Genomic DNA, 15,297 nt, shown 5'->3' with positions numbered 1-15,297 from the left:
GGCGTGGCCACGCACCCGAGCGACAGCGCGCCCGCAGACCGGCCCGATGCGCGGGCGCAGCTTTCGGGGCTGATCTTCGCGGTGATCCTGATCGACGGCGATGGGGTGATCGCAGAGGTCAACCATGCCGCCGAAGACCTGCTCGGCACCAGTGCGAACCGCCTTGTCGGCACCCGGCTCGCCGACCGGATCGGCCCGCTCGACCCGCGCGTCGAAGCGCGTCTGCTGGCCTTCGACGAGGCGCTTGTCGCGCGCGATCTGGCGATCCAGGTCGGCGCGCATGAGACCCGCGTCAACCTCACGGCCTCGCCACTTGGCGGCTTTCCGGGCTGGCAAGTGGTGACGCTCTCGCAGATAGGCCATGACGATGCCGCCAACCCGGCGGGCGGCGAGGCGATGCTCGGAGCGCCTGCCGTGCTGGCGCACGAGATCAAGAACCCGCTCGCCGCGATCCGCGGGGCGGGGCAATTGGCGGCACGCAAGCTGCCGCATGCCGACAAGAAGCTCGCCCGGATGATCACCGACGAGGTCGACCGGATTGCCCGGCTGATCGACCGGATGCAGCAATTGGGCAGTACCCGCACCGGCCCTGTCACGCCCTGCAACCCGCACGAAGCAATCCGCGCGGCCGTGGCGACGATGCGCGCGGCCAGTGGCTCGCTGGGCGAGATCGAAATTCGCGAGGAGTTTGACCCCTCGCTGCCCCCGGTGCTGGCCAATCGCGATGCGCTGGAGCAGGTGCTCATCAACCTCGTCTCCAACGCGCGCGATGCGGCGATGGCGGGCGGCGCGGGGATCGTGACCGTCCAGACCCGTTTCGTCAGCGGCCTCGCTTTCAGCGCGATCCGCAACGGGCGCGCGGTGCCGTTGCCGATCGAGATCACCATTTCCGACAACGGCCCCGGGATCGACCCGGGCTTGCGCGACCATGTGTTCGAGCCCTTCGTCTCCTCCAAGCCATCGGGGCAGGGCCTTGGCCTGTCGCTGGTGCGCAAGCTGGTGCGCGACATGAACGGCAATGTCAGCCATGATCGTGACGCGCGTGCCGGTCTCACCCATTTCCGCCTGCATCTACCTCAGGCGCAGGACATCGCCTAAGCCATGGCCGCAAACGCCCCCAATCCGATCCTGCTGGTCGAAGACGATGCCGCGATTGCCACGGTGATCATCGCGGCGCTGGAGGATGAGGGCTTTGCGATTGCGCACTGCACCAGCATCGCCGCGCGCGATGCGCAGCTGGCGGCGCGCCGTTTTGCGGTCATGCTCACCGATGTGATCCTCGAAGATGGCGACGGGCTTGCAAGCCTCACCGCGGTGCGCGACCGCGCGCCGGATATGCCGGTGATCGTCCTTTCGGCACAGAACACGCTCGATACGGCCGTCCGCGCGAGCGAGAGCGAGGCCTTCGAGTATTTCCCCAAGCCGTTCGACCTTGATGAACTGGTTCACGCCGTCCGTCAGGCGGCAGGCACACGTCCGGCAGCGCCCGATGAGGCCGGCGCGGCGATCCCGGGTGAGGGCGAGAAGATGCCGCTGGTCGGGCGCAGCCCGGCGATGCAGGGCGTCTATCGCATGATCACGCGCGTGCTGCGCAATGATCTGACCGTGCTGGTGACCGGCGAAAGCGGCACCGGCAAGGAACTGGTGGCCGAAGCGATCCATGAACTCGGCAATCGCCGCACCGGGCCGTTTGTCGCCGTCAACACCGCCGCGATTCCTGCCGATCTCGTCGAAAGCGAGCTGTTCGGGCACGAGAAAGGCGCCTTTACCGGGGCGATTGCGCAGGCGATCGGCAAGTTCGAACAGGCCAATGGCGGCACGCTGTTTCTCGACGAAATCGGCGATATGCCCGCCGAGGCGCAGACCCGGCTGCTGCGGGCGCTGCAATCGGGGCGCATCCGGCGCGTGGGCGGGCGGCAGGAGATTGCGGTCAATGTCCGCATCATTGCCGCCACCAACCGCGACCTCACCCCGATGATCGCGGCAGGCACCTTCCGCGAGGACCTGTTCTACCGCCTCAATGTCGTCCCCATCGTGCTCCCGCCCCTGCGTGAGCGGCGAGAGGACATTGCCGCGCTCGCGCAGCATTTCCTCGTGCTGGCGGCTGAGGACGGCCTGCCGCGCAGGCTGCTGACCCCTGAAGCGATCGAGCGGCTCGAGCAGCGCAACTGGCGCGGCAATGTTCGCGAATTGCGCAACGTGGTCTATCGCCTTGCCCTGATGGCGCGCGAAGAGCGGATCGATGCCGATGCGGTAATCGACATCATCGGCCCCGAGATTGTCCCAGCCAATCTGCCGCAGGATGGCGGGCAGGGCGGGTTTGGCGCCGCGCTGACGACGTGGCTGGCAGGGGAGAACCCGCCGCCGGGCGCGCTCTATCACCGCGCGCTCGCCGCCTTTGAAAGGCCGCTGATCGAGTATGCCCTCGGCCGCACCGGTGGCAACCAGCTGCGGGCGGCGCAACTGCTGGGGATCAACCGCAACACCCTGCGCAAGCGGATTGGTGAGCTGGGGCTTGAGCCTGACCGATTTTCCCCGCTCTGATCCCAACCGCCGCACATCCGGCACGTGATGGCGCAGCCATGCGGTGCGTTGCGACAATGGTCTTGCATTTTTGCCACACCATTGTTGTAAAGCGGCAACGATGGAGCAACTCCCGCCCTCAGCGCCGAGCATCCCGACCCGTCAGCCACCGCGCTGGTGGCGCCGGTTCCTGATCGCCGCCCGGCGCGCCAATGTATTTCTGTGGCTGGAGGGGGCGGCAGTGGTCGCGCTGCTTGCAGCGGTCGGCGCGACGTGGTCGGCCTTTTCGCGCTCCAGTGCGCCTGATGACCTGCTGCCGACCATGCAGGTCTCGATCCTGCTGATGGCAACGCTGGTGCCAGCGATGGCGCTGCTGGTGCTGATCGGACGCCGCCTTGCGCTGCGCCGCGCGGCGGGGAGCACGGCGCGGTTGCACGTCAGGCTCGTGTTCTTCTTCTCGATGGTCGCGGCCCTGCCGACGCTGCTGGTCGCCGCCTTTGCCGCCTTCCTGTTCCAGACCGGGGTCGACTTCTGGTTTTCCGACGAATCGCGCGGGCTGATGGAGAACGCCAACGCGCTCGCGCAGAACTATTACGACGCCAACCAGCGCGACGTCGAACAGAACACCGTCACGATGGCGACCGATATGCGCGACACGCTGGCGCGGGTGCCGATCACGGATCCCGATTTCCCCGATTTCTATGCCTATCAGGTGCAGGCCCGCGAGATTTCCGAAAGCGCGATCCTCCAGCGCATGGCGGATGGCTCGTTCCGCACCGCTGCCGCGCTCAACCTGCCGCGTGACACCAGCCCGCTGGAGTTCAGCCGCAATGCGCTGCCCCGGCTCGACCGCGGCGAGTTGGCGGTTGTCGTCGGCGGGCCCGAGCGGATCGAGGCGCTGGTGCCGATCGACGCGCAATCGGGCGTCTATCTCTACAATGCGCGCACCACCGAAGAGACGATGTTCAACTCCTGGTCAAAGGCGCAGTCGATCGTCACGGCCTATGACCGGCTGACCGGTAGCGCCCGCGCGCTGCAACTGCGCTTCAACCTTGCGCTGGTCGCGGTCAGCCTGCTGCTGGTGAGTGTCGCGATCTGGTTCGGTCTGCGCTTTGCCGACCGGCAGGTCGAGCCATTGACGGCGCTGGTGGGGGCGGCGCGCAAGGTCGGGCAGGGCAACTTCGCGCTGCGTCTGGAGGGGCGCACCGGGGCGGACGAGATCGGCCTTCTGAACCGTGCGTTCAATCGCATGACCGCCCAGCTCGACAAGCAGACCCAGGCGCTCGTCAGCGCCAACCGCCAGATCGACGATCGCCGCGCCTTCACCGAAGCCGTGCTCGAATCCGTCACCGCCGGGGTCGTGTCTGTCGATGCCGAGCGACACGTCACCTTGATGAACTCCTCGGCGCAGGCGCTGCTGACACCCGATGGCGAGGCAAGCCTGACCGGGCAGGCGCTGGGTCAGCTCTCGCCCGATCTGGCGCGGGTGATCGGCGAGGGCAAGGAGCGGGCGATCATCACCCACGCCAAGGGAGCGGAGATCCTGACCCTCGCGGTCAAGGTCGCACCCGGCACCGACGGCGGGCACGTGATTACCTTTGAAGACATCACCCGCCAGCTGCTCGACCAGCGCCAGGCCGCCTGGTCGGATGTCGCGCGCCGCATCGCACACGAGATCAAAAACCCGCTTACACCGATCCAGCTCGCGACAGAACGCCTCAAGCGACGTTACCGCACGCAGGTGGGCGATGATGACCGCGAGCTGTTCGACGACCTCACCAACACCATCGTCCGGCAGGTCGGCGACCTGCGCAAGATGGTCGACGAGTTCTCCAGCTTCGCGCGGCTGCCCAAGCCCGTGTTCCGCGATGAAGACGCGCTTGATCTCGTCCGACAGGCAGTGTTCCTGCAGGAAGTCGCGCATTCCGGCATCGCCTTCAGCGTCGCCTCCTCCGAGCTCATTGACCGCGAAGTGCGCTGCGATCGCCACCAGTTCGGTCAGGCCATGACCAACGTGCTCAAGAATGCGGTCGAAGCTGTCGAGGCCCGCGCAGCCGAGGCCAAGGGCGCCTTTGCCGGGGGAATCGCCGTCACCATGCGCGATGCCGGTGAGGCAATCACGGTCACCATCGAGGACAATGGCATCGGCCTGCCCGCCAATCCTGAACGCCTGACCCAGCCCTATGTCACCACCCGCGAGAAAGGCACCGGCCTTGGCCTCGCGATCGTCAACAAGATCGTCGATGAGCATGGCGGCAACATGAGCTTCGCCAGCGCGCCAAGTGGCGGCACGGCCGTGACCTTGCGCTTTGCCCGCAACCCCATCCCCGTCGAAGGCGGCCCGCTATGAGGCAGCTTTCGCTCTCCCGTGATCCCGCAACCCAAGGACCTGCCTGATGGCCCTCGAAATCCTGATCGTCGACGATGAACGCGATATCCGCGAGCTGGTGGCCGGCGTGCTTGGCGATGAAGGCTATGCCTGCCGCACCGCCGCCGACAGCACCGAAGCGCTTGCGCTGATCGACGAGCGCCGCCCTTCGCTGGTGCTGCTCGACGTCTGGCTCCACGGCAGTCAGATGGACGGCCTGGAACTGCTCGATGCGATCAAGGCGCGTGAACCCAACCTGCCGGTGATCATCTTTTCGGGTCACGGCAATATCGACACGGCGGTGGCGGCGGTCGGGCGCGGGGCGATGGACTTCATCGAAAAGCCCTTCGAGGCCGAGCGTCTGCTGCTGCTGGTAGAACGCGCCACTGAAACGGAACGGTTGCGGCGCGAGAACTCCCGCCTGCGCGAAGGCAGCTGGGGCAGCGCCGAATTCACCGGCAATTCGCCCGCCATCAACGCCGTGCGTGCGACACTCAAGCGGGTGGCGAGCACCGGCAGTCGCGTGCTGATCTCGGGCCCTCCGGGTGCCGGCAAGGAAGTCGCCGCGCGCTTGCTGCACGGGTGGAGCACGCGCGCGAACGGGGCTTTCGTTCTGGTCAATTCGGCCCGGATCACGCCCGAACGCTTCGAGCAGGAATTGTTCGGCGAGGAATCGGGTGGCAAGCAGGTGCGGCCGGGTCTCCTCGAACTGGCCGATGGCGGAACGCTCTATCTCGACGAAATCGCCGATATGCCGCTCTCGACCCAGGCGCGCATCCTGCGGGTGCTGACCGATCAGAGCTTCGTGCGCGTCGGCGGGACACGGCAGATCGGGGTCGATGTGCGCGTCGTCTCCTCCACCACCCGAGACCTTACGGTCGAGATGGCCGAGAAGCGGTTCCGCGAGGACCTGTTCTACCGCCTCAACGTGGTGCCGGTCGCGATCCCCTCGCTGGCGCAGCGGCGCGAGGACATTCCGGCGCTGGCCGAGCATTTCTTCACCCGCTATTCGAACGATCAAGGGCTGATGCCGCCCGAGATCGCGACCGAAGCGATGGCCGCGCTCCAGGCCTATGATTGGCCCGGCAATGTCCGCCAGCTGCGCAATGTCGTCGAGCGCACGATCATCATGACCCCGCGCGAACGGCTCGGCACGGTCGAGCCTGATATGCTGCCGCCCGAAATCATCGGCGGGCAGATCGGGCTGGCGAGCGACAGCCTCTCGGCGATCATGGGGGTGCCGCTACGCGAGGCGCGGGTCAGTTTCGAGCGGGAATATCTGGCGATCCAGATTCGGCGTTTTTCGGGCAACATTTCCAAGACCGCGAGCTTCATCGGCATGGAACGCTCGGCCCTGCACCGCAAGCTCAAGCTGCTGGGCATGGCAGACCGGCGCGACGAGGACGAATAAGCCTCGGTGATCGCGCGCGAAATTTTTGTCTGAAATCAATCCTTGTCGCGCGGGCGACTAGCGGCCATTATGCGGCCTGGGGCTGCCGTTCCCCGACTTTGCGGCAGCCTTGACGATCGCGGACCGCAGAACCGGCCGCCAAAAACAAGGAGCCACGACCATGTCCAGCGGGCGAACGCTCTCCCCCCGTCCGATTGCACGTGCCACGCAAAGTGCCGAAACGCGCAGTGCCGACAGCGGCACGCCGGTTGCCCGCGCACAGGGCAATCTTCAGGACGCCTTCCTCAACCTGCTGCGCAAGAACAAGATTCCCGTCACGATGTTTCTCGTGAAAGGCGTGAAGCTGCAGGGGATTGTCACCTGGTTCGACAATTTTTCGATCCTGCTGCGCCGCGACGGCCAGTCGCAGCTGGTCTACAAGCACGCGATCAGCACGATCATGCCCGGCACCTCGCTCGATCCGGCACAGTTCGGCAGCCAGCCCGGCAATCGCAAGCAGAAGCTGCTGCAGGACATTTTCCTCAGCCGTGTGGCCGAGGCGAATGTGCAGGTCACGATGTTCCTCGTGAACGGCGTGATGCTGCAGGGCCGCATCGCTGCCTATGACCTGTTCTGTATGCTGCTCGAACGCGACGGCGCGGTGCAGCTGGCCTACAAGCACGCGGTCTCCACCATCCAGCCCGCCAGCCCGGTCGACCTCAGCGTCGATGACGAGGATGGCGAAGATGACGGGGCGGACGACTGAGCTTCGACAGCGAATTTGCCGAAGAGGTCACCCGCGGCGCGCGGGCGCTGGTGCTGTGCCCCGATATCCGGGCGCTGCGCTATGACCTCGATGCGGCCGAACGTCTCGCCGAGGCCGAGGGGCTGGCGCTTGCCATCGGAGTGGTGATCGTTCACGCGGCGGTGCTGCCGGTGCGCCAGATGCAGCCCAACACGCTGTTCGGCTCCGGGCAGGTCGAGAATATCGCGATCTGGTGCGAACAGCACGAGGCCGAACTCGTGATCGTCGACGGCGCGCTCACCCCGATCCAGCAGCGCAATCTGGAAGACCGGCTGAAGCGCAAGGTGATCGACCGGACAGGGCTTATTTTGGAGATCTTCGGCGAGCGCGCGGCGACGGCGGAAGGGCGCTTGCAGGTCGAACTGGCGCATCTCGATTACCAGCAGAGCCGGTTGGTGCGCAGCTGGACGCACCTGGAACGGCAACGCGGCGGCTTCGGCTTCCTTGGCGGCCCTGGCGAGACCCAGATCGAGGCCGACCGGCGGATGATCCGCCAGCGCATGGGGCGGCTGCGGCGCGATCTGGAGCAGGTCAAGAAGACCCGCGCCCTCCACCGCGACCGGCGGGGCAGGGCGCCTTGGCCGGTGGTGGCGCTGGTGGGCTATACCAACGCCGGGAAATCCACGCTTTTCAATCGTTTGACGGGCGCTGCCGTGATGGCCGAAGACCTGCTCTTCGCCACACTCGATCCGACCATGCGGGCGATCAGCCTGCCGGGGGTGGAAAAGGCGATCCTCTCGGACACGGTGGGTTTCATCTCCGACTTACCGACCCAGCTCGTGGCCGCCTTCCGGGCAACGCTCGAAGAAGTGACGGCGGCGGATGTCATCTGTCATGTCCGCGACATGGCCAATCCCTCGCACGCTGCACAAAGGAAGCAGGTTCTGGAGGTGCTTGCGGATCTCGGCGTGGTCGATTCCGAGACGGGGACGAGCGCCATCCCGATCCTTGAAGTCTGGAACAAGTGTGACCTGCTTGATGCTGATTCACTTGAAGAATTGCGTGAGGCATCCGAAGGGCAGGGGGCAGTGATCGTCTCGGCTGCGACGGGTGAGGGGGTGGATGGGCTCGAAGCGGAGCTCGCGCGGCTGTTGACCGGCGGGGCGCGGGAGGTCAGCTTCATCCTCCCGGTCAGCGACGGGCGCCGGATCGCATGGCTCCACGCCCATGGCGACGTCCTGGCCGAGGATGAGGCAGGCGACAGCGAGCAAGGCCCGATGCGCCGCGTGACGGTGCGCCTGAACCCCAAGGAGCTCGGCCAGTTTGCCAGCCTTTCGTGAGGCTTGTCAGGCTTTCTTGACCTGCTGCCAAAGCTCTTCCTGCTGTTCGAGCGAGAGCGTGGCGAAGTTATCCGGCCCGGCGAGCGCTTCCATCGCCTTGAAACGGGCTTCGAACTTCGCATTGGCAGCGCGCAAAGCCTCTTCGGCACTGATGCCGTGGGCACGCACGAAATTGACCGCTGCAAACAGCAGGTCACCGGCTTCCTCAAGTCTGTGTGCATCTGAGGAGGCGGAGGTAAGTTCTTCGATCTCCTCGGCAATCTTGGCCCGCGAGCCGGACGGATCGGGCCAGTCGAACCCGGTGCGGGCAGCGCGCTTCTGAAGCTTCTCTGCGCGCATCAAAGCCGGAAGCGCCAGAGCTACGCCATCGAGCGCGCTCGCAACGCCCTTGGCGGTGCGCTCCTGCGCCTTGAGATCTTCCCAGCGCGCTTCGTCCATGGTTCCGCCGGCGCTGGCAAAGATGTGTGGGTGGCGCGCTTCCATCTTGTCGGCAATCGCGGCCGCGACGTCGCCAAAAGCGAAGTGACCGGCTTCTTCCGCCATGCGGGCGTGAAAGACCACCTGAAACAGCAGATCGCCGAGCTCATCGCGCAGATCGGCCATGTCGCCGCGCGCGATGGCGTCTGCGACTTCATAGGCTTCTTCAATCGTATAGGGCGCGATTGTGGCAAAGCTCTGCGCCAGGTCCCATTCGCATCCCGTTTGCGGATTCCGCAGAGCGGCCATGATCGCCAGCAGGCGGTCAAGAGGGGATGGATCGGGGGTGGCGCTCATGGCGATCCTCAAGTTTGATAATATATATTATGTTAAATCTACATGAGCGCCGAGGCTGTGCCCTGCGCGATCAGGAACCACTCTACCGCCAGGAACACCCCACCGAAAATCACCACCCACGCGATTGCCATCTTGGCCACCTGCCCGAACCCGAGCTGGTGTGAGCGGAGGCCGACACCGGCAAGGATCAACCATCCCATGCTCGTGATGATCGGCAGCAACAGGTCAGGATTCATGCGACAATCTCCAGCCCGTCATAACCCACGGTGACGAACGCCGGCACTTCGTCACACAGCGCGCGATAATCCATGCTCTTGTCGAGATGGCTCAGCACGACGCGGCCCGCCTTGCAGCGTTCTCCCAGTTCGATTGCCATGCCAAGATGCGCGTGGGTCGGATGCGGTTCGCGGCGCAGACAGTCGCTGACGAGCACATCAACCTTGTAGAACAGATCAATCATCTCATCGGAAATGGCACTGAAATCGGTCGCATAGCCGATACTCTTGCCATCAGCTTCGAAGCGATAGGCGGTCGTCTCACCAGGCCCGTGCGCCATCTGGCACCAGTCCACACCGAAGCCCGCGATCATCCTGAGCCGGTCGAGCGTGTCGATCGTGCAGATCGTCGGATAGCCGTCCTGCCCGGCAAAGACATAGCCGAAGCGCTGGCGCAGACGGCGAACGGTCTCGCTCGAGGCAAATCCGGGAATTGGTCCGCCGCGGCCGTAACGCAGAACGCGAAGGTCATCGATCCCGTGGCAGTGGTCGGCGTGGTCATGCGTCCAGAACACCGCGTCGACATGGCCGATCCGATTGGCAAGCAGCTGCGCCCGGCAATCCGATGACGTATCGACCAGCAGCCGCTTGCCTTCATCGCTTTCAACGAGGATCGAGACGCGCGTGCGGCGATTTCTCGGCTCGGCGGGATCGCAGTCACCCCAGTCGCCGGTGCCGTCGGGCCCGCCCAGTCGCGGCACCCCGGTCGAGGTGCCCGATCCGAGCATCACCAGCTTCACAGAACCGCCTTGCTGAAAAGGTTGAAGAAATTGGCGGTGGTGACCGCCTTCAGGCACTCGACCTCCATGCCGCGCAGTCCCGCGACAAAGGCGGCGGTGTCAGCGACATAGGCGGGTTCGCACACCCTGCCCCTGTGCGGAACCGGAGCGAGGAAGGGGCTGTCGGTTTCGACCAGCAGCCTGTCTTCAGGGATGGTCTTGGCGACCTCCTGCAACTCTTTGGCATTCTTAAAGGTGACGATGCCCGACAGCGATATGGTCAGCCCCAGCGCCAGCACCTTTTCGGCAAAGTCGGCCGAGGCGGTGAAGCAGTGGATCAGGGCGGGGAAAGCCCCCTTCTCCATCTCCTCGGCGAGGATCGCGTGGGTATCGCCTTCCGCATCGCGGGTGTGGATGATGAGCGGCAGCTGCGTCTCACGCGCCACATCAATATGCATACGGAACAGGGACTTCTGCGTCTCTCTGTCCGACTTGTCGTAATAGTAGTCGAGGCCCGTCTCGCCGATCGCGATCACCTTGGGATGGCGCGTCGCCTCGAGCAACGCGGCGCGGCCCAGATCCTGATGCGCGTCGGCCTCATGCGGGTGGATGCCGACGCTGGCGAAGACATCAGGCTCGCGTGCGGCGGTGCCGACCACCTGATCCCATTCGGATTGGCGGGTCGAGATATTGAGGAAGGCCCCTACCCCCGCCGCCCGCGCGCGGGCCAGCACGCCCTCACGGTCTTCGACGAGACCTTTGTATTCGAGGTGGCAGTGGCTATCGACCAGCATCAATCGGCCTCGGCGGGAAGTTCGAGCCGGGGGAACAGCGGGGTCGGCGCGATGATCTGGTAATCGCTCTCCGCAAGCGGTGAATACCAGTGGCTGCGGATCCCTTCGAGATTGCGCAGATCATCGGGAATACCCAGCATATCCAGCAGCTTGGCGCTGCTCGCGGGGATCACCGGGCTGATCGCCACCGCCAGCTGGGCGATGCATATGTAGAGCGTGGCGAGTACGGTCTCCATCCGCTCCGGATCGGTCTTGCGCAAAGTCCAGGGCGCCTGCGCGTCGATATAGGCATTGCAGGCGAACACCGCCTGAAGCCATGCCTCGACCGCCTGTTGGAGTGCAAGGCTTTCGAAAGCCTGCGGAATTTCCGTGGTGATCGCCCGGTCGACCGCTTCGAACAGCGCGGTGTCGGCAGCGTCGTGCCCACGGATCGCCGGCAGGTAGCCCTCGAGGTTCTTGGCGATGAAGCCGAGCGTGCGCTGCGCAAGGTTGCCAAAGGCATTGCCCAGCTCGCCATTTGCCCTTTGAACAATGGCTTCGGGCGAATAGCTGCCATCCTGTCCGAAGGCGACTTCGCGCATCAGGAAATAGCGCAAGGCATCGACCCCGAAGGTTTCGGCCAGTTCCACGGGATCGGTGACATTGCCGAGCGACTTCGATTCCTTCTGCCCGCGATTGAGCAGGAACCCGTGGCCGAACACCTTGCGCGGCAGCGGCAAATTGGCGCTCATCAGGAAGGCCGGCCAGTAGATCGTGTGGAAGCGCACGATGTCCTTGCCGATGAGATGCAGGCTGGCGGGCCAGAAATCGCCCATGTCGTCGGGATAGCCAAGCCCCGTCAGATAGTTGGTGAGCGCATCGACCCACACATACATGACGTGGCCGTCCGACCCCGGCACTTTCACACCCCAATCGAACGAGGTGCGGCTGACCGACAGATCGCGCAACCCCTGTTCGACAAAGGCGATCATTTCGTTGCGGCGGCTTGCCGGTTCGAGGAAGCCAGGGGTCTTCAGCAATTCAAGCAGTTGGCCTTCATACTTCGAAAGCCTAAAGAACCAGCTTTCCTCCACCGTCCATTCGACCGGGGTGCCCTGCGGGGAGAGCTTCTCGCCGCCCTCACCTTCCACCAACTCGCTCTCGTCATAGAAAGCCTCGTCGCGAACCGAGTACCAGCCTTCATAGCGGTCGAGATAGAGGTCGCCCGCAGCCTCCATCGCCTGCCAGATCGCCTGGCTGGCGCGGTGGTGATCGGGTTCGCTGGTGCGGATGAACCGGTCATAGGACACGTTAAGGGCGTCGCACATATCGCGGAAATAGCCTGACATTTCGTCAGCCAGCTCGCGCGGGGTGCGGCCCTGTTCCTCGGCCTTGCGGGCCATCTTGAGCCCGTGCTCGTCGGTGCCGGTCTGGAACCGCACACGGCGGCCCGAAAGGCGCTGGAAGCGCGCGATCACGTCGGCGGCAATCGCCTCGTAAGCGTGGCCGATATGCGGCTTCCCGTTGGGGTAGCTGATCGCGGTTGTGATGTAGAAGGGGGTGGTGTCAGCCATGGGCCGGTTCGCTAGCCGGGGCGGCGGCGACAAGCAAGCTGCCGATCTCGAAGGGCAGCATGCTCGCGTCGAAATTGGCCGTTGGCGCTTCGGCGGCGAGGCTGACGAGGGCGGCGTGGGCGTCGATCAGGCGCGCGCGCCGTGCGGGGTCATCGGCGGCCCGCGCAGACCGGGCGGCGAGCGATTGGGCAAGGTCGAGAACCGCCTGCACCCGCTCCCTGTCGGCGCGCGGGCCGATCAGCCGGGCAAGTTCGCCGCGCCCGGTCATGCCGCTGTCGCCACCTGCCAGCAGCGCCGACATGACCCGGGCGATGGGCGCGAGATCCTGCTCGGCAAAGCGCACCGCCGCGCCGAAACTGCCCTCGGCGGCAGCAATCGCCTGCGGGTCGGAGGGCAGGCCCTCTGCAGAAAGCATCGCCGCCAGCTGGCTGTCGCTCAGCACCGGGAAGCGCAAGGTGCGGCAGCGCGAGCGGATCGTCGGCAGCAGGCGCGCGGGGCGGTGTGTGACCAGCAGGAAGAACGTGCCGGCGGGCGGTTCCTCTAGGCTTTTAAGCAGCGCGTTGGCGGCGGATTTCTCCATGTCGTCGGCCGGGTCGATGATGATCGCACGGCGGCTGCCCAAGGTCGGGCGAGTCACCAAGCGGCGCTGCATCGCGCGGATCTGCTTGATCCGGATCGAGCGCGCGAGTTCGAAAGGCTTGCCCTCGGCCTGGGCCTTCTCGCCCTTGTCGTCCTTGGGGCCATAGGTAAGGACAATGATGTCGGGGTGATCGCCCGAGGGCTGTGGCACGCCGGGTTCAGCCACCAGCTCGCGCGCGGCGGCCATGGCGAAGTCGCGCTTGCCGAGGCCGCTCTTGCCCGCGAGCAGCCAGCCATGATGCATCCGCTCGCCGCTCAGCGCATCGCGCCAGGCGCGCCAGGCTTCGGCATGGTTGGGCCAGTCGGTCACGGCAGCACATCCGCCAGTGCCGCGAGGATGCGGGCGTGCACCTCCTGCGGTGCCCCAATCGCGTCGATGCGGGCAAAGCCGTGCGGGTCGCTTTCCGCCAGATCGCGGAAAGCGGCGGCGACGGCGCGATGATAGGCGGCGGGGCGGCCTTCGATGGCATCGGCGGCGTTCCCGCGCGCGGCGAGGCGGTCGGCGAGCGCGGCTTCGTCGCCCTCCAGCAAGATCACCCGGTCGGGCCGCAATCCGTCGCTGCCGAAGGCGTGGAGCGCGGTTATGGCTGTGTCGCCCAGCCCCCCTGCCCCGCCCTGATAGGCGCGGCTCGAATCGACAAAGCGGTCGCAGATCACCCATTCCCCGCGGGCCAGAGCCGGGCGGATCAGGTGCGCGACATGATCCGCGCGGGCGGCGGCAAACAGCAGCGCTTCGGCCTCAGGCGGCCAGCCTTCTGTCTCCTTGGCCCCAGGGGGCGACAGCAGCAGCGCGCGGATCGCCTCTGCCCCGGGCGTGCCGCCCGGCTCGCGTGTGACCACGACCGATAGCCCGCGCGCCCGCAGCGCTTCGGCCAGCAGCCGTGCCTGCGTGGACTTGCCCGCGCCCTCCCCGCCCTCGAAGGCGATAAAGCGGCCCGGCACACTCACGAAAACACGCCCGCGATGGCGTTGATGATGCGGTCGAGCGGCCCGGCGGTGCTCACGGCCTCGGCGGTGTAGAGCGGCACACGCGCGGGGCTTATGCCGGGGGCGGTAATCTCGAGCACCGCGACTTCCTGCCCCGCACCGAGCGGCGCGCGCAACGGGCCTTCGTAGCGGATTGTCGCGGTGAGCTGCGCCGCACTGCCGCGCGGGAGGTTCATCGTGACCGGGCCGGCCGCCTTGAGCGCCACGCTGCGCGCGTCACCGTTCTGGACGCGCGCGGTGCCCACGACCGCGCCACTGGCGAAGAGCGGGCGACGATCGAAGGCGGAAAATCCCCATTCGGCATAGGCGCGTGCGAGCTTGGCCCGCAGCCTGCCATTCTCGACCCCGGCCAGCACCAGCACCAGGCGCTGCCCGTTGCGGCGTGCGGTGCCGAGGTAGGAAAAGCCCGCTTCGTTGGTGAAGCCGGTCTTGATCCCGTCAGCCCCTGCCACCCTTCCAATCATCGGATCGTGATTGACCTGCGCGATGCCTTTGTAATCGAACCCGGCGCGACCGATGTAATAGCCGAACTTGTCGGGGTGGCGCGTGATCATTGCCCGCGCCAGCGTCACCAGATCGCTTGCCGTGGTGAAGGTGCGGCCTTCGTCGGGAAAGCCGTTGGGGGTGCCGAAATTGCTCCCCATCATGCCCAGCCCGCGCGCTGTGCTGTTCATCGCCATCACCCAGGCCGCGACCGATCCGGCCTGTCCCTCGGCGAGCACCGCCGCTCCGTCATTGGCAGAGACATTGGCGATCCCCAGCAAGAGATCATCGACCGCCACCTGCTCGCCTGCGTCAAGAAACATGGTCGAGCCCTTGCGCCGCCAGTCGCGGGCCACGCTAGGGCTCATCACGAAAACCTGCTTTGGATCGAGCCGTCCTGCCGCGATCAGCTCGAAGGCAAGGTAGAGCGTCATCACCTTGGTGACCGAGGCGGGCATGAAGCGCCGGTCGGGATCGCGCGCGTGGAGCACCTGGCCGCTCCCGAGATCGACCAGCAAAGCCACGGGCGCTTCGGCAGCGGTCGGGATGGCGGGGATGATCGGCGCAGTGTCCGGCAGGGCTGCTCGTGCGGGCAAGGCTGCGGCAGCGAGCAGGAGCGGTAACAGGCGAAAGGTCGGGCGCAGCTTCATCGGAGACATCACGCCGGGGGCTATACAAGCCGCCCATCGGATTGGCGAGGCAGGGCG

The 15,297-nt window shown here is 65.9% G+C and carries 14 protein-coding genes; 6 read left to right on the top strand and 8 right to left on the bottom strand.

Annotation, left to right across the window (positions count from 1 at the left end; genetic code table 11):
* The first annotated feature begins 3 nt into the window (after positions 1-3).
* The 6 genes from PS060_RS14160 (at position 4) to hflX (ending at position 8,366) form a co-directional block, all read left to right on the top strand.
* On the top strand, positions 4-1,098 hold the full coding sequence (locus PS060_RS14160; protein WP_273984037.1) for a two-component system sensor histidine kinase NtrB: 1,095 nt from the start codon (positions 4-6) through the stop codon (positions 1,096-1,098).
* A 3-nt stretch (positions 1,099-1,101) separates the two neighbouring features.
* The gene (locus tag PS060_RS14155; protein ID WP_273984036.1) at positions 1,102-2,544 is read left to right on the top strand and encodes a sigma 54-interacting transcriptional regulator; all 1,443 of its coding nucleotides are present in this window, start codon (positions 1,102-1,104) and stop codon (positions 2,542-2,544) included.
* Positions 2,545-2,644: 100 nt separating this feature from the next.
* The gene (locus PS060_RS14150; protein ID WP_273984035.1) at positions 2,645-4,873 is read left to right on the top strand and encodes a sensor histidine kinase; all 2,229 of its coding nucleotides are present in this window, start codon (positions 2,645-2,647) and stop codon (positions 4,871-4,873) included.
* Positions 4,874-4,919: 46 nt separating this feature from the next.
* The gene (ntrX, locus tag PS060_RS14145; RefSeq protein ID WP_273984034.1) at positions 4,920-6,302 is read left to right on the top strand and encodes a nitrogen assimilation response regulator NtrX; all 1,383 of its coding nucleotides are present in this window, start codon (positions 4,920-4,922) and stop codon (positions 6,300-6,302) included.
* A 160-nt stretch (positions 6,303-6,462) separates the two neighbouring features.
* Entirely contained in the window at positions 6,463-7,047 is a 585-nt protein-coding gene (gene hfq, locus PS060_RS14140; protein WP_273984033.1) for an RNA chaperone Hfq, read from the top strand.
* A gap of 50 nt (positions 7,048-7,097) precedes the next feature.
* Positions 7,098-8,366 (top strand): GTPase HflX, encoded by a 1,269-nt coding sequence (gene hflX / locus PS060_RS14135; protein WP_273984032.1) that lies wholly within the window; start codon positions 7,098-7,100, stop codon positions 8,364-8,366.
* A 6-nt stretch (positions 8,367-8,372) separates the two neighbouring features.
* Here hflX and mazG read toward each other — a convergent pair whose 3' ends face one another.
* From mazG to PS060_RS14095, 8 genes are read right to left on the bottom strand one after another with little or no spacing between them, the layout of a single operon-like run.
* Complete coding sequence (gene mazG / locus PS060_RS14130; protein WP_273984031.1) at positions 8,373-9,140, bottom strand: nucleoside triphosphate pyrophosphohydrolase; 768 nt, start codon at positions 9,138-9,140, stop codon at positions 8,373-8,375.
* 38 nt (positions 9,141-9,178) lie between these two features.
* Entirely contained in the window at positions 9,179-9,376 is a 198-nt protein-coding gene (locus PS060_RS14125; RefSeq protein ID WP_273984029.1) for a hypothetical protein, read from the bottom strand.
* Positions 9,373-10,155, bottom strand: coding sequence for an MBL fold metallo-hydrolase (locus tag PS060_RS14120; protein ID WP_273984028.1), 783 nt, complete (start codon positions 10,153-10,155; stop codon positions 9,373-9,375). Before PS060_RS14120 ends, PS060_RS14125 begins: the two co-directional genes overlap by 4 nt.
* Positions 10,152-10,928, bottom strand: coding sequence for a TatD family hydrolase (locus PS060_RS14115; RefSeq protein ID WP_273984026.1), 777 nt, complete (start codon positions 10,926-10,928; stop codon positions 10,152-10,154). Before PS060_RS14115 ends, PS060_RS14120 begins: the two co-directional genes overlap by 4 nt.
* On the bottom strand, positions 10,928-12,481 hold the full coding sequence (gene metG, locus PS060_RS14110; protein ID WP_273984023.1) for a methionine--tRNA ligase: 1,554 nt from the start codon (positions 12,479-12,481) through the stop codon (positions 10,928-10,930). Before metG ends, PS060_RS14115 begins: the two co-directional genes overlap by 1 nt.
* Entirely contained in the window at positions 12,474-13,430 is a 957-nt protein-coding gene (locus tag PS060_RS14105; protein WP_273984021.1) for a DNA polymerase III subunit delta', read from the bottom strand. The genes metG and PS060_RS14105 overlap by 8 nt, the downstream gene beginning before the upstream one ends.
* Entirely contained in the window at positions 13,427-14,068 is a 642-nt protein-coding gene (gene tmk / locus PS060_RS14100; protein ID WP_273984019.1) for a dTMP kinase, read from the bottom strand. Before tmk ends, PS060_RS14105 begins: the two co-directional genes overlap by 4 nt.
* Positions 14,065-15,249 (bottom strand): D-alanyl-D-alanine carboxypeptidase family protein, encoded by a 1,185-nt coding sequence (locus PS060_RS14095; protein ID WP_273984018.1) that lies wholly within the window; start codon positions 15,247-15,249, stop codon positions 14,065-14,067. Before PS060_RS14095 ends, tmk begins: the two co-directional genes overlap by 4 nt.
* Positions 15,250-15,297 lie beyond the last annotated feature (48 nt).

The sequence above is a fragment of the Erythrobacter sp. BLCC-B19 genome (assembly GCF_028621955.1).
Lineage (GTDB): Bacteria > Pseudomonadota > Alphaproteobacteria > Sphingomonadales > Sphingomonadaceae > Erythrobacter.
Note: the sequence above shows the minus strand (reverse complement) of the source record. Positions and strands in the feature narration are given on the sequence as shown.